The sequence below is a fragment of the Planctomycetota bacterium genome, from assembly GCA_035384565.1.
In the GTDB taxonomy this organism is placed as follows: domain Bacteria; phylum Planctomycetota; class PUPC01; order DSUN01; family DSUN01; genus DAOOIT01.
The window spans coordinates 39,343-52,041 of the sequence record DAOOIT010000006.1; the positions used below are offsets into that span (position 1 = coordinate 39,343).

At 65.0% G+C, this 12,699-nt stretch carries 12 protein-coding genes; all 12 read right to left on the reverse strand.

The genetic code is table 11. The annotated features are described in order from the left end of the window. Window positions 1-5 precede the first annotated feature (5 nt). Complete coding sequence (locus PLE19_03660; protein ID HPD14016.1) at window positions 6-668, reverse strand: prepilin-type N-terminal cleavage/methylation domain-containing protein; 663 nt, start codon at window positions 666-668, stop codon at window positions 6-8. A 15-nt stretch (window positions 669-683) separates the two neighbouring features. Beyond that, on the reverse strand, window positions 684-1,568 hold the full coding sequence (locus PLE19_03665) for a prepilin-type N-terminal cleavage/methylation domain-containing protein (GenBank protein HPD14017.1): 885 nt from the start codon (window positions 1,566-1,568) through the stop codon (window positions 684-686). Between the two features lie 22 nt (window positions 1,569-1,590). After that, window positions 1,591-2,226, reverse strand: coding sequence for a GspH/FimT family pseudopilin (locus PLE19_03670; GenBank protein HPD14018.1), 636 nt, complete (start codon window positions 2,224-2,226; stop codon window positions 1,591-1,593). Then, window positions 2,213-3,043, reverse strand: a complete 831-nt coding sequence (locus PLE19_03675; GenBank protein HPD14019.1) for a prepilin-type N-terminal cleavage/methylation domain-containing protein — start codon at window positions 3,041-3,043, stop codon at window positions 2,213-2,215. Before PLE19_03675 ends, PLE19_03670 begins: the two co-directional genes overlap by 14 nt. Window positions 3,044-3,067: 24 nt before the next feature. After that, a complete protein-coding gene (locus PLE19_03680; GenBank protein HPD14020.1) occupies window positions 3,068-3,715 on the reverse strand; it encodes a prepilin-type N-terminal cleavage/methylation domain-containing protein in 648 nt (215 codons plus the stop codon). 2 nt (window positions 3,716-3,717) lie between these two features. After that, window positions 3,718-4,413, reverse strand: a complete 696-nt coding sequence (locus PLE19_03685; GenBank protein ID HPD14021.1) for a prepilin-type N-terminal cleavage/methylation domain-containing protein — start codon at window positions 4,411-4,413, stop codon at window positions 3,718-3,720. 18 nt (window positions 4,414-4,431) lie between these two features. Further along, window positions 4,432-5,085: a type II secretion system protein gene (locus PLE19_03690; protein ID HPD14022.1), complete on the reverse strand. Its 654-nt coding sequence runs from the start codon at window positions 5,083-5,085 to the stop codon at window positions 4,432-4,434. Window positions 5,086-5,391: 306 nt separating this feature from the next. Then, window positions 5,392-6,633, reverse strand: a complete 1,242-nt coding sequence (locus PLE19_03695; GenBank protein ID HPD14023.1) for a type II secretion system F family protein — start codon at window positions 6,631-6,633, stop codon at window positions 5,392-5,394. Between the two features lie 110 nt (window positions 6,634-6,743). Further along, window positions 6,744-8,504, reverse strand: a complete 1,761-nt coding sequence (locus PLE19_03700) for an ATPase, T2SS/T4P/T4SS family (protein HPD14024.1) — start codon at window positions 8,502-8,504, stop codon at window positions 6,744-6,746. Further along, window positions 8,504-9,577: a type IV pilus twitching motility protein PilT gene (locus PLE19_03705; protein HPD14025.1), complete on the reverse strand. Its 1,074-nt coding sequence runs from the start codon at window positions 9,575-9,577 to the stop codon at window positions 8,504-8,506. The genes PLE19_03700 and PLE19_03705 overlap by 1 nt, the downstream gene beginning before the upstream one ends. A 214-nt stretch (window positions 9,578-9,791) precedes the next feature. Then, complete coding sequence (gene gspE / locus PLE19_03710) at window positions 9,792-11,507, reverse strand: type II secretion system ATPase GspE (protein HPD14026.1); 1,716 nt, start codon at window positions 11,505-11,507, stop codon at window positions 9,792-9,794. Between the two features lie 310 nt (window positions 11,508-11,817). Further along, on the reverse strand, window positions 11,818-12,285 hold the full coding sequence (locus PLE19_03715; protein HPD14027.1) for a hypothetical protein: 468 nt from the start codon (window positions 12,283-12,285) through the stop codon (window positions 11,818-11,820). Between the last annotated feature and the right edge of the window lie 414 nt (window positions 12,286-12,699).

Genomic DNA, 12,699 nt, shown 5'->3' on the forward strand with positions numbered 1-12,699 from the left:
GCCGGTCACGTGCCGCTGCCGCCCAGTTGTGCTCCGCAGGAGATCACCATGGAGATCGTGCCGCGGTTGTCGGCGAGTTTCAGTTCGACGAGCACCGCGCGGGGCAGATGCGGGTCGGCAGAGGCACTTGTGAGGCTGAGGCTCGCATCACTGGGCGTGCCGGTGGGCGATGAGTAGCTGATGTACTTGACGTCCATCTGCTGCACGCGCACGCCCAGGGAGCTGCAATAGGTGCTGGACTTGTAGGTGTCGGGGTCAATGGGGGGGCCGCTGAGGGCCGGAGCGCCCGCGTTGTCGGGCGGCAGGGCGAGGCGGTAGAGCATGCCATCGCTGTCCACGAAATAGGCCACGTGCACCATCTCGCCGTCTGCGCCCACGGGGGCGACGAACTGGATTCGGTCGAGCGAGGTGGAGGCGTCGTTGAGGATTTTGAAGTAGCCGACATCGAGGGTGGCGGCGCTGCCCAGCTCGTGGCACAAGCGGTCGAGCACGGCGCGGCCGCCGGAGACGAGCTCGGCCTCGGTGAACATGGTGGCCGAGAAGCGGGTGGCCGAGGTGTAGAGCTGGAGGATGCCCCACATCAGGAGGGCGGTGAGGCCCACGGAGACGAGCAGTTCCACCAGCGTGAAGCCTCGGGCGGTCCGGGAGCGATGGCATCGCGCGTTCATGGTCGGGTGCTCCATTTACGGCTTCTTCCCCACCGGAATGTAGGTGACGTAGCGGCCGATCACCTGGGAATTGACGACCGAGGGGTCGGGGTAGTCGCCAGCAGGCGCGCGGTACGGGAAGCCGCTGTAGACGAAGACGTCGAGGCGGCACATTTCGGGGCGCTCGGCGGCGGGAGCGCTCAGGATGCAGCCATACGAGTAGCGCCACTGGTCCTTGGGCTGGGTCGAGTCGCCGTAGGTGGCCACGGGCATGGTCCGCGTCTCATCTTTCTCGGGGTCGGCGCCCTTGACGGGGTCGGATACGGCGTTGACGCTGCCGCCGAGGAACCTGGCGGGGTAGCACTGGGTGGCGGAGGCGTTCTTGATGCCGATGATGGCGAAGCAGTCGCCCACACGCACCTGCTCGTATTCTTTCTCGGTGGGGGTGACGTTGAATCGGACCCCGCTGCCGACGTTCACGACGTCGTCGGTGCTGCTGGTGATGGGGTAGAGGTGCCCCTCGGCGGAGCCGGTGGTCATGACGATGAAGTAGCCGGCGAGGCTGGCGTTGCAGTTGGTGCTCCACTTCGGGCTCTGGCCGCCCATGACGGCGCACTGGAGGCTGTTGGTGTTGACGGCTTTGATGGTGCCGGTGCGGAGAGTCTCGGGCACTTTCGAGAGGGGCTCGAGGGCCAGGTCGGGCGCCTTGATGTTGTTGAGGCAGCCGTAGACCCGCGCCACCGCGTGCCGTGCGGCCAGGGCGGCGATGCTGCGCTCGACCGACTTGCGGGTGAGGCGGTACCCTGTGGGGAAGAGCGACAGGATGCCCACGATGCCCACGCTGAGGACGAAGATGGAGATGACGACCTCGATGAGCGTGACGCCGTGGCGGCCTCGGGGGTGGAGCGGACTGCGGAACATGCTTTCTCTCCAGCCGAAGGGGCTACTTGGTCTTCGGCAGGTCGTCGGGATCGGCCTCGTCCGAGCCAAAGGAGCGGAGGACGCCTGTGATGGGGGTGACCTCGATGAAGCAGGCGCCCAGGTTGATCTCGTCGGCGCTGGCTTCGCGCAACGTGTGGAAGCGAATGAGGAACTGGCTCGTCAGTTGATTCGAGTTGAGGGATGTTGTGGTGGTGCCTTCTGAGTAGGTGACCGCCCGGATGGTGGCGTCGTTGGCGAAGGTGATGCTCAGGCCGGTGATCTCCGTCGTCCATTCCGCGTTGCCGGCATTGGTGCGGACCGCGACGAACTCGGGGAGCTGGTACCACTCGAACTGGGGCGAGCCTACGTTGGAGGCGACCGCCCATTGCTCGGGGTTGGCCTTGATGCGGGTGGCCTCGAAGCGCACGGCGCGCCGCTGCTGGATGGCCTGGACGCGGGCCGAGTCGAGCGCGGCGCGGAAGCGGCGCGCGGCATCCTTGGTGCTGGCCGAACGAAGCGCCGGGCCCACGGCCAGGATCGAGATCGAGAGGATGAACACGATGATCCCGATGCTCGCGAGGAGCTCGACGAGGGTGAAGCCGCCAGGCCGAATCCCCTGGCGGACCGGAGGATGGGAGGAGCGGCTATTGGCTGACATTGCTGCCTCCGAAGTTATTGATGTCGTCGGGGTCCAGGCCGCGGTCGCAGGCGTCAATGATCGTGCGGTTGACGCTGGTCGGGTCGGTCGCATAGTCGTTATCGCTGTAGTAGTCGGTCTTCTGGTCGGGGCCTTTGGAGTGCATCTGGAAGGTGGTGGGGTTGTAGAAGACGCTCAGGCCGGCGCCGGGTTTGTAGTAGTCGTCCTTGGGATACAGGCGGGCGGTGCCGGTGGGGCCTTTGGTGTCGTCCCAGAAGTTCGTGGTGCCGAAGTAGTTGGGCAGGGGCTTGGTGCCGTCCTTGAGGGGCGTGTAGTCGGTGGAGTCGTTGATGCGGACGCCAAGGAGGTAGCAGGTGGACGGGATGTAGTAGTAGGGCACGCCCCAGGGGTCCACGATCTGCTGGCGGGTCTTGGAGTCGCCGCGGAGGAATTCCCAGTCGTCGCGGGCCCGTCCCCAGCCCCTGGCAGTGCCCGAGCCGCTGGGGCTGTAGTCCTTGTCGGTGAGGGACTTGAAGAGGACGTAGTCCATGTAGTCGCTCTGCGCCGGGTTGTCGGGGTTGGCTGGGGCGTAGGGCTTGAGGGGGAAGAAGCCCATGTCTTCCTTGAATTCGACGAGGACCATGGAGATTCGCTGAATGTCGGCGCCGGCGGCCTTGCGCATCGCGCTGGTGCGAATACCGGGCACGAGCACGATGAGGGTGGCGGCGAGGACGGTCATGATGGCCATGACGATGAGCATCTCGGCCATGCTGAAGCCGTTGCGGACGCGGCGGCCGTGAAGGGCAGGGGGGCGCGAATGGCCGCGGGGTGCACTCATGTTCGTTCCTTCCTCTGGTCAGCTCTACCAGTTGCCAATATACCGGTTGATGTCGCCGGTCTCCTTGGCGCCCTGCTTCACCCGCTCGCCGTCGTGGGTGTACTTCTTGCCGTCGTTGACGAGGGCGTCGGTCTGGTACTTCTTGGCATTGTTCGGGCTGCCGACGACGAGTTCGGCGAACGCCCCGCAGGAGAAGAGGTCGAATGTTCTCGGGTTGTTGATCGGCTGGACGCCGTTCTCGCCGTTGCTCTGGCCGGGGTTCTGCTGGGGGGCCTTCGTGATGTCGGCGACGTAGCGGGTGTAGATGAAGGGGCGGCCCCAGGCGTCCACCACGGCGTCGCGGATGCGGTCGTTGTCGGTGTCAATGAACGAGCTCTCGCGCACCTTGAGCAGGTCGCCGAGCTGGGAGACCACCGTGCGGTTCGCGAAGTCGCTGCCCACGGGGTAGTAGCCACGCATGTCCTTGAAGAGTTCAATGGCGACGCTGAATTGTGCAAGGGTGATGCGCGAGGTCTGGGACTTCGACGACCAGAGGGCGGCTCGCACGCCGGGGAAGAGGAGGGCGACGAGGATGGCGATGACGCTGATGACCACCAGCACCTCGATGAGGGTGAAGCCGTGCAAGGGGCGGCGGGTGCCCGCGAACCGGGAGATGGCGGCTGTGCTACGCATGGTCATTTCTTCCAATTGCAGATGTCGTCTTCCTGGTTGCCGTCGTCGGCGTTATCCATGGCCCTTGTGCAGAAGAGCGCCATGGTGGTCGGGCCGAATTCGGGAAGGTCCTTGCCCGCCCCGGTCTGGCCGTCGGGGCCGACCGAGTAGAGGTCGTAGGTTTCGGCGTTGTGCTTGGGGTTGCCGGCGAAGTTGTACTCGGTGTCGGGGACGGCAGGGAAGGCTCGGCGATTGTAGAGGATGGGGCGGCCCCAACTGTCCACGATCTCGGGGAAGCCGTTCGATTGAACGTCGCTCGCCTCGATGGCGAGGCGCAGGGTGAGCATGGGATGCTCGCGGCTGAGGTAGCGGTGACAGAGGTAGTAGTAGAGGGCTTCGGCGGGGTAGACGTTGGTGATTGCGGGGATCACGGTGTACGTGGGCGGGGTGCCGCCGAGCGTGCCCTGAAGGTTCACGACGGGCTTGCCCTGGTTGATGAAGTCGGGCGGGTAGTACGCGTAGGCTTTGTGATAGGTGTCGAGGGCGACGGCGACGCGCTTGAGAAGGGCCTCGGTGTTCGACACCTTGGTCTGCTGGGAGACGGCGAACATGGCCGGGAGGAGCATGCTGGCCAGGACGGCGATGATGCCCATCACCACCAGCAGCTCGATCAGCGTGAAGCCGCGCGTCAAGGGTCGGTGAACGGTGCGGGTTCGCATGGGCTTCATCGCTCCTGGCTACTTCCAGTTGGTGATCCAGTAACGCTCTTCCATCTTCGGGTCGCCTGCGTACGGGCCGCGGGACCACAGATCGTAGGAGTTCTTGTTTCGGCTGGGCAGGTTGTTGCTGATTCGCCAGTCCGCGGTGCCGAGGTCGGCGACACCGGGGAAGACGGAGGGCATCGTGGTGCCGGGGTCAATCAGCTTGCGCTTGTAGATGAAGGACCGGCCCCAGGTGTCTATGATCTCCGGGATGCCGTTGCCGTTGGTGTCGTCGCACTCCTTGCCGGCCTGGAGCTCGATGAAGGGGCTGGAGGGCGTGGCGTAGGGGTTGGCGAGGCAGTAGTAGAGGGCCTCAGAGGACTCGGAGGTGCCTGGGAAGCCCGCCCAGACCTGGTCGGCGCTGAACTTCTTGGCCTTGGCGAAACTCGATGGGATCTTGTCGGGGGGGTAGTAGCCCCAGCTCTCGTTGAAGCGGTCAATGGCGGCCTCCAACTGGGCGAGGAGGTTCTTGGTCCCCGCGATCTTGGCGGCGCGGCGTGCGGAGTTGATGACGGGCGCGAGGATGGCGACCAGGCTGGCGAGGATGGCCATGGTCACCAGCAGCTCGATAAGCGTGAAGCCATCGGCCTGCCGGGCCGAAGAAGCTCCGGGAAGCCTGGATGGCCGCATCTCTCGACTTACCAACCGCTTATGAGCCATTTGATCACCTCTTCTGGTCGGCTGGTCGCATCGTTTCGGCTGCTGCTGGGGCGGGCGAGCGAGTCACACCACCCTCCATAGCGATTCTACCGCGACGCCCATGCCAGTCAAGGGTTTATGATTCCAGGGCAGTGCGGGGCAGATGGTCGCTGGGAAAGGCGGCACGGCCGGAGGCGAACGCCGGTTGAGTGGGCGGATTTCCCCCTCCAAGGAGTCGGGCGCGGGACGCTATCGCAGTGTCCCGCGCCCGGGTTTGGTGGTCTTATTCCGTGGTGGTCACGAGCCGCCGAGCTGCTGCATCAGCGAGATCAGCGGCAGGAAGAGGGCGATGACGATGAAGCCGACCGCTGTTCCCAGGACGATGATGAGCAAGGGCTCGATGAGGCTCATCATGCCGCTCACCAGGGCGTCCACGTCTTCATCGTACGTCTCGGCGACCTTGATGAGCATCTTGTCGAGTTCACCGGTTTCCTCGCCCACGTCCACCATATTCAGCACCATGGCATCCACGATCTTGGTCTGGCCCAGCGGGCCGGCGATGTTCTCGCCCTCGCGGATGCTGTCGTGCACGCGGCCGATGGCCGTCTCGAAGACGGCATTGCCCGTGGCCTCCTTCACAATGGAGAGGGCCTCGAGGATCGGCACGCCCGATGAGATCAGCGTGCCCAACGTGCGCGCGAACCGCGAGATGGTGGACTTGCTGATGATCATGCCGAACAGAGGCATCTTGAGCTTGACCTTGTCCAGCACGTAGCGTCCGGTCTTGTTTGCCCCAATGATCTTCATTATGACGAAGATGCTGAAGGGGATGACCGGGATGAGGAACCACCAGTTCCGGATCCAGTTGCTGAAGGAGATCAGCATCTGGGTCATCTGGGGCAGGGTCATCCGCATGTCCTTGAACATCTCTTCGAACTTGGGGACGACCAGGATCATGATTGCCGCCAGAATGCCGCCGGCGGCGGTGATGACGGCGGCCGGGTAGATGAGGGCCGACACGACCTGCTTTTTTAGGCGCTGGGACTTTTCCATGAAGCCGGCGAGACGTTCCAGGATCGAGTCGAGCACACCGCCCGCCTCTCCGGCACGCACCATGTTAATGTAAAGTTTGTCGAAGGTCTTGGGGTGCTTCGCAAGCGCCTCCGAGAGCGCGGAGCCGCCCTCGACGTCCTCGGCGACGTCTCCGAGCTGGTTCTTGAGCACGCCGGGCTTCTGCTGCTCTTCGAGGATCTTGAGGCTGCGCACGATGGGGAGGCCGGCGTCCACCAGCGTGGAGAGCTGGCGGGTGAAGGCGGCGAGCTGCTTGGACTTCACCTTACCGAAGGCGACGGCCTTCTTGCGCTTGCGTGGGCCGACGGCTGCGGCGCGGGCCTTGCGGGCCGCCTTCTCCTTGACGTTGGTGGGGAAGTAGCTCTTGCCGCGGATCTTGACGATGGCCTCTTCGCTGGAGGTCGCCTCGATCTCGCCGTGGACCACCTGGCCCTGGCTGTCGAGCGCCTCATACGAGAAGGTGGGCATTGTCGTCTCCTTAGGGACACCGCCGCTCGGGGCGCCCGTGGCCGCCCCTGTCCAACTGATTGTATCGCGTCGCCCACGAATGTCAAGCCACAGCCCGATGCAGCGCGGGGTTAGACCATGACTTGTGTTTCGCGGACCACCTCCTCGATGGTGCTGATGCCGTCGTAGATATGGAGCATGCCGCTCTCGCGGAGCGTGCGCATGCCTTCCTGACGGGCGACCGCGCGGAGGGCCGTGGCCGGCTCGTGACGCATGATCATCTCGCGCAACGTGTCGCTGATGACCATGATCTCGAAGATGGCGGTGCGGCCGCGGTAGCCGGTGTTGTTGCAACGCTGGCAGCCCTTGCCGTAGCAGAACTGCTTGCCCTCCAGGTCGGCCTTGGTGAGGCCCACGGAGGCGAGGGCCTCGGCGGAGGGTTCGTAGGGGGTCTTGCAGTTGGTGCAGATGGTGCGCACGAGGCGCTGGGCCACGATGGCCTCGAGCGTGGCGCACAGCAGGTAGGGCTCGACGCCGACGTCAATGAGACGCGTGATCGTGGTGGGCGCGTCGTTGGTGTGCAGCGTGGAGAGCACCACGTGGCCCGTCAGGGAGGCCTGGATGGCGATCTGGGCCGTCTCCAGGTCGCGGATTTCGCCGACCAGGATCTTGTCGGGGTCCTGACGCAGGATCGAGCGCAGGCAGCGGGCGAAGGTCACGCCGATGTCCTCGTTGACCTGCACCTGCATGATCCCCTCGAGGTCGTACTCGACGGGGTCCTCGGTGGTGATGATCTTGATGTCAATCTTGTTGGCGTAGTTGAGGGCCGAGTAGAGCGTGGTGGTCTTGCCCGAGCCGGTGGGGCCGGTGACCAGGATGATGCCGTGGGGCTTGTCCACGAGGCCCTTGACGATCCGCAGCTCGTCCTCGCGCAGGCCGAGCCGCTGAAGGTCGAGGGAGACGACGCTGCGGTCGAGCACGCGCATGACCACGCTCTCGCCGTAGATGCACGGGAGCGTCGAGATACGCAGGTCCACGGGGTTATGGCCCATGTTGAGCTCGATGCGGCCGTCCTGCGGCAGGCGGGTTTCGGCGATGTTGAGGTTCGACATGACTTTGATGCGCGAGGTGATGGCCAGGGCCAGGTGCCGCGGGGGCGGCATCATTTCGTACAGCACGCCGTCCACGCGGTAGCGGACCTTGAACTCGTCTTCGAAGGGCTCGAAGTGGATGTCGGACGACTGGTCCTTGATGGCCTGGATGAGGATCAGGTTGAGGAGTTTGACGACGGGCATCGAGTTGGCCAGCTCCTGGAGCTGCTCGATGTCAATGGAGGTCGTCTGCTGGCCGTACTGGATGTCGTAGGTGAGTTCTTCGCGGGACTCTTCGATCTCGTGGATGATCTGTTCGACCGACTCGCGTTGCCCCGCGTAGAACTTCTTCACCGCGCGGTCTACGGCGGCCTCGGTGGCGACCACGCCCTCGACGTCGCAGTTGAGCATGAAGCGCAGGTCGTCCAGGGCCTGCACCTGGAGCGGGTCGGCCATGGCGACCGTGAGCACACCGTCCTCGAACTTGACGGGGGCGATGCGGTACACTTCGGCGATCGAGACCGAGACGCGGTCAATCACGTCCTTGGGGACTTCGATGGTGTCGAGGTCCACCACGCCCATTCCCGCCTGCTCGGCGAGAACGTGGACGAGTTGCTCGTCGGTGATGATGCCACGGGCGACAAGCACGGCGCCGAGCACCTTGCCTTCGGCCTTGGCCTCCTCGACGCAGTCCTGGATCTGCTGTTCGGTGGCCCAGCCCTTCTCCTGGAGCAGTTCGCCCAGGATCTTGCGGCTGCGGCGCCGCCGGGTCCGCCGGGAGCTTTGCTCGATCTCGGACATTATTGGCTGCGCTCCTTGTACTTGCGCTGGAGGTCCTCGGGGCGCTGGGAGGCGGTGATCATCGTCTTGTAGTCTATCACCCCTTTGGCGAACAGCTCGTAGAACAGGAAGTCGTCGAGCAGCACCATGCCCTTCGAGCGGCCGGTCTGGATCTCGGAGTCGATTCGCTCGACCTTGTTCTCGCGGATGAGGTTGGCGATGGCGTCGGTCATGACCATGATCTCGAAGCCCGCCACGCGGCCCTGCCCGCCGACGCGCGGCAGCAGCACCTGCGAGAGGATGGCGAGCACCGACACGGCGAGCTGCGAACGCACCATGCCCTGCTGCGTGGTGGGATAGGCATCAATGATGCGGTTCACCGTGCGCGCCGAGCCGGTGGTGTGAAGGGTGGCGAAGACGATGTGGCCCGTCTCCGCGGCGGTGATCGCGGCGCTCATGGTCTCCAGGTCGCGCATCTCGCCCACCAGGATGACGTCGGGGTCCATGCGGAGGGCGCGGCGCACGCCTTCCTTGAAGCTCGGCACGTCCACCCCGATCTCGCGCTGGGTGACGATGCACTTCTTGTGGTCGTGATAGTACTCGATGGGGTCCTCGATGGTGATGATGTGGCGCTCCATGTGCTCGTTGATGAAGTTCACCATCGTGGCCTGGGTGGTCGTCTTGCCGGAGCCGGTCGGGCCGGTGACCAGGACGAGACCGCGGGGCCTCGTGAGCAGCTCCTTGAGGTGGTGGGGGAGACCGATCTGTTCGAAGGTCAGAAGCTTGTTGGGGATGAGACGCAGGGCGATTCCAATGCAGCCCTTCTGGTGGTAGGCGCTCACGCGGAACCGGGCCTGGTCCAGAAAGGCGAAACCGAAGTCCGTCGTCCCCACCTCCTGGAGTTCCTGCTGGTGGCGGTCGGGCGTGATCGCCTTCATGAAGCTCACGGTGTCCTCGGGAACCAGCGGAGCCGTGTCGAGCTTAAGCATCCGGCCGTTGAGCCGCACCGTGGGCGGCCGTCCCACGCACATGTGCAGGTCCGACGCGCCGCGGTCTACAATGAACTGCAACAGGCGATTGACTTCGATAGGCATTGCTACTCGCGCCAATTCCAGGGGCTAGGACTGTCGGCGGGCGCCAACATCATTTCCCCCGCCCGGCCAAAGGAAGAGAGTGTGGCGATGTCCCACAGCACGTTGTTCGTCGCCCAGACGGCCCGACGGCCCCCACCCCATGGGGCGCACCCGACGGCATTCCCGGCGTCGCGCATTGAGCCTGAGTCCACCTTGCCACGGGTGGGCGCCCTCCCTAGGTGGTCGCGGCCAGGATGTCGCCCGCGACGTTGCTGAGGACCTCTTCGATTGTCGTCAGGCCTTGCAGCACCTTGCGGACGCCGTCCTGAAGCAGGGGCCGCATGCCGGACGCGATCGCCTGGTCGCGGATGCGGTTGGTGGGGGCTTTGTTGAAGGCCATGTCGCGGAGCTGTCCGTCCATCTCCATGAGCTCGAAGATGCCCACACGGCCCTTGAAGCCTGTGTGGTTGCATTCGCCGCAGCCGGCCCCCTTGTAGAAGGTCACGTGCGCCACGTCCTCAGGGGTGAGGTTCACCATCTTGAGCTCGACGGGCTTGGGCTCGTACGGCTCCTTGCAGTTCGCGCAAATCCTGCGGATGAGGCGCTGGGCCATGATCGCCTGGATGGACGAGGAGACCAGGAAGGGCTGGACGCCCATGTCGATCAGACGGGCGACGGCGGACGGGGCGTCGTTGGTGTGGAGCGTGGAGAAGACCAGGTGGCCCGTGAGGGCCGCCTGGATGGCGATTTCGGCGGTCTCCTTGTCGCGGATTTCGCCGACCAGGATCACATTGGGCGCCTGACGCAGCATGGCGCGCAGGATTCGGGCGAAGGTCATGCCGATCGGCTCGCGGACCTCGGCCTGGTTGATGCCCGTGAGGCTGTACTCGACAGGGTCCTCGGCCGTGATGATCTTGCGGTCGGGCGTGTTCAGCTCGTTCAGGGCGGCGTAGAGCGTGGTGGTCTTGCCCGAGCCGGTGGGGCCGGTGACCAGCACGATGCCGTTGGGCCGCTTGATGATAGCGCGGAAGCGCCGGTAGTCGTCGTCGCCGAACCCGAGGTCCTGCACGCCGAGCAAGACCGACTGCTTGTCAAGAATACGCAGGACGACGCTGGGGCCGTGGCTGGCCGGAAGGGCGGAGACGCGCAGGTCAATGTCCCGGCCCAGGAGCTTCATGCGGATTCGCCCGTCCTGCGGGCGCCGCCGCTCGGCCACGTCCATGTCGCTCATGATCTTGATACGCGAGACGATCGCGCCCTGAAGGCTCTTGGGCGGGTTCTCCACCTCGAAGCACACGCCGTCCACCCTGTAGCGGATGCGCAGGCGGTTCATGAGGGGTTCGATGTGGATGTCGCTCGCCCGGGAGCGCAGCGCCTCTGTGATGATGAGTGTGACCAGGCGGATGACGGGCGCATCGTCCGCAGAGTCGCCTTCCCCCAGCTCGTCGGCGTTCTTGTCTGTGAAAGCGATGTCGCTCTCGGTGAACTCCTGGAGCATGTTGTCAACGGTCTCTTCGCCCGTTTCGTACTTCTGGTGGATCGCTTCCTCGATGGCGTCGCTGGCCGCGATGACGTAGTCAATGTCGCAGTTGGTTGCGAAGCGCAGGTGGTCGAGCGCATACAGGTCGAGCGGGTCGGCCACGGCCACGGTCAGCCGGCCGTCGGCCCGGCTGATGGGGATCAGGTGGTGCTCGCGCGCCATGGCCTTGGGCACCGCGGCGAGGGCCTCCTGGGCGATGTCGAGCGTGCGCGGGTCCACCACCTTGCGGCCAAACTGGAGAGAAAGAGCGTGCGCAATGTCCCCAGGGGTGCAATAGCCCAGCGTTAGCAGCGCATCGCCGATGCGGACGCTGGAGTCCTTCTGGAGGTCCAGCGCCTCCTGGAGCTGTGGGTGTGTGATCACGCCCAACTCGGTCAGGATCGTACCCAGTAGCTTCCTGCGGTGGGCCATGCGTCTCACTCGGCCTGGTAGCCGGATCGTTTGCTGACGGCCTGACGCCTCCGTCATCCCGATAAAGCTAGATTGTAGCGCACATGGCAGGCGGCGTCAACACCTCATTCGCCTGTGCAGCCGATGCGTCGGGCGATGCCAAGACAAAGCGCCGTCCCGCCCGTCCAGCCGGCGGTGTCCAAGGGGCCGGAGGGAAGCCGCACGCCATGGCACGGGCCCTGTGTCTCCCCCTGGCTCGGCAGCGCGAGCGCGCAACGGCCGCGGCAGGCCGGGCAGCCGACGGTCGGGCGCAGGCGCCTGTGCGCCGCGGCTACTTCTCCTCAGCAGGCTTGTTCTCGCCCCCCGCGGCCTCCCCGCCCGCCTTGTTGCCCGCCTTCTTCTCGCGGGCATCGTCCCACTGCTTCTGGAGCTTCTCTGCGTACGCGCGGGCGTCCTCTTCCTTCTTGAAGGTCTGGGCTATCTTCTGGAGCAGCTTGGGGCCCTTCGGGGCGGGTTCCTTGAACTCCTCTTTGCGCTTCTGGGCGTCGCGCTTCGCCCGCATCCAGTCCTCGCCAGCCTTCTTGTACTCTTCCTCATACTCTTTGAGGCGTTCGCGGGAGTCGAGGTCCGACACAACTTCGAACGTCACCTCACCGCTGACGCCCATCACCTGGAACACGTAGTAGCGCTGGGGCTTTCGTTCGCGTGGGGCATTCGTGCCGGCAGCCAGAGCGCCGGAAACCCACATTGCCGCCGCCATCGCCAAGATGCCCCCACAGACTCGTCGGGACACCACCATCTGGGCTCTCCTGACACTGCCTCCTTTGGCCTGCTGCGGCGCGTTTCTGCGCGTACCGCAGCGTGTCAACAAGAGGATACCAATGTCTGGGATTATACTGCAAGCGGCTCCGCGAGGCAAGGGAGCAACCCCGTGGGGGTGTGGGCCGGATTTGTAGGCAGGGTGATTGTCTCTGGAGCCTGAAGGGCTCGCATGGGATAGCCCAGGACAACGCCCGTATCTTCTCCCACACGTCAGGGCTTTGTGGCCCGCGAACGCGGGCGACCGGGGCTACCCTCAAACGCCCCCTCGGGGGCAAGACCCCGACCCCCGGAAGATGTGGGCTACCCTATTTCGCTCCTTCGGAGCTCCCGCAGCCACCCACAATTCCGGCCCGCAGCCACCGTGGGCGGCGCGGCCGGCATTCTCCCGGCG

Coding starts and splice junctions, on each gene's coding strand:
- PLE19_03660 (HPD14016.1), bottom strand. CDS start 668: ATGAACGCGCGATGCCATCGCTCCCGGACCGCCCGAGGCTTCACGCTG.
- PLE19_03665 (HPD14017.1), bottom strand. CDS start 1,568: ATGTTCCGCAGTCCGCTCCACCCCCGAGGCCGCCACGGCGTCACGCTC.
- PLE19_03670 (HPD14018.1), bottom strand. CDS start 2,226: ATGTCAGCCAATAGCCGCTCCTCCCATCCTCCGGTCCGCCAGGGGATT.
- PLE19_03675 (HPD14019.1), bottom strand. CDS start 3,043: ATGAGTGCACCCCGCGGCCATTCGCGCCCCCCTGCCCTTCACGGCCGC.
- PLE19_03680 (HPD14020.1), bottom strand. CDS start 3,715: ATGCGTAGCACAGCCGCCATCTCCCGGTTCGCGGGCACCCGCCGCCCC.
- PLE19_03685 (HPD14021.1), bottom strand. CDS start 4,413: ATGCGAACCCGCACCGTTCACCGACCCTTGACGCGCGGCTTCACGCTG.
- PLE19_03690 (HPD14022.1), bottom strand. CDS start 5,085: ATGCGGCCATCCAGGCTTCCCGGAGCTTCTTCGGCCCGGCAGGCCGAT.
- PLE19_03695 (HPD14023.1), bottom strand. CDS start 6,633: ATGCCCACCTTCTCGTATGAGGCGCTCGACAGCCAGGGCCAGGTGGTC.
- PLE19_03700 (HPD14024.1), bottom strand. CDS start 8,504: ATGTCCGAGATCGAGCAAAGCTCCCGGCGGACCCGGCGGCGCCGCAGC.
- PLE19_03705 (HPD14025.1), bottom strand. CDS start 9,577: ATGCCTATCGAAGTCAATCGCCTGTTGCAGTTCATTGTAGACCGCGGC.
- gspE (HPD14026.1), bottom strand. CDS start 11,507: ATGGCCCACCGCAGGAAGCTACTGGGTACGATCCTGACCGAGTTGGGC.
- PLE19_03715 (HPD14027.1), bottom strand. CDS start 12,285: ATGGTGGTGTCCCGACGAGTCTGTGGGGGCATCTTGGCGATGGCGGCG.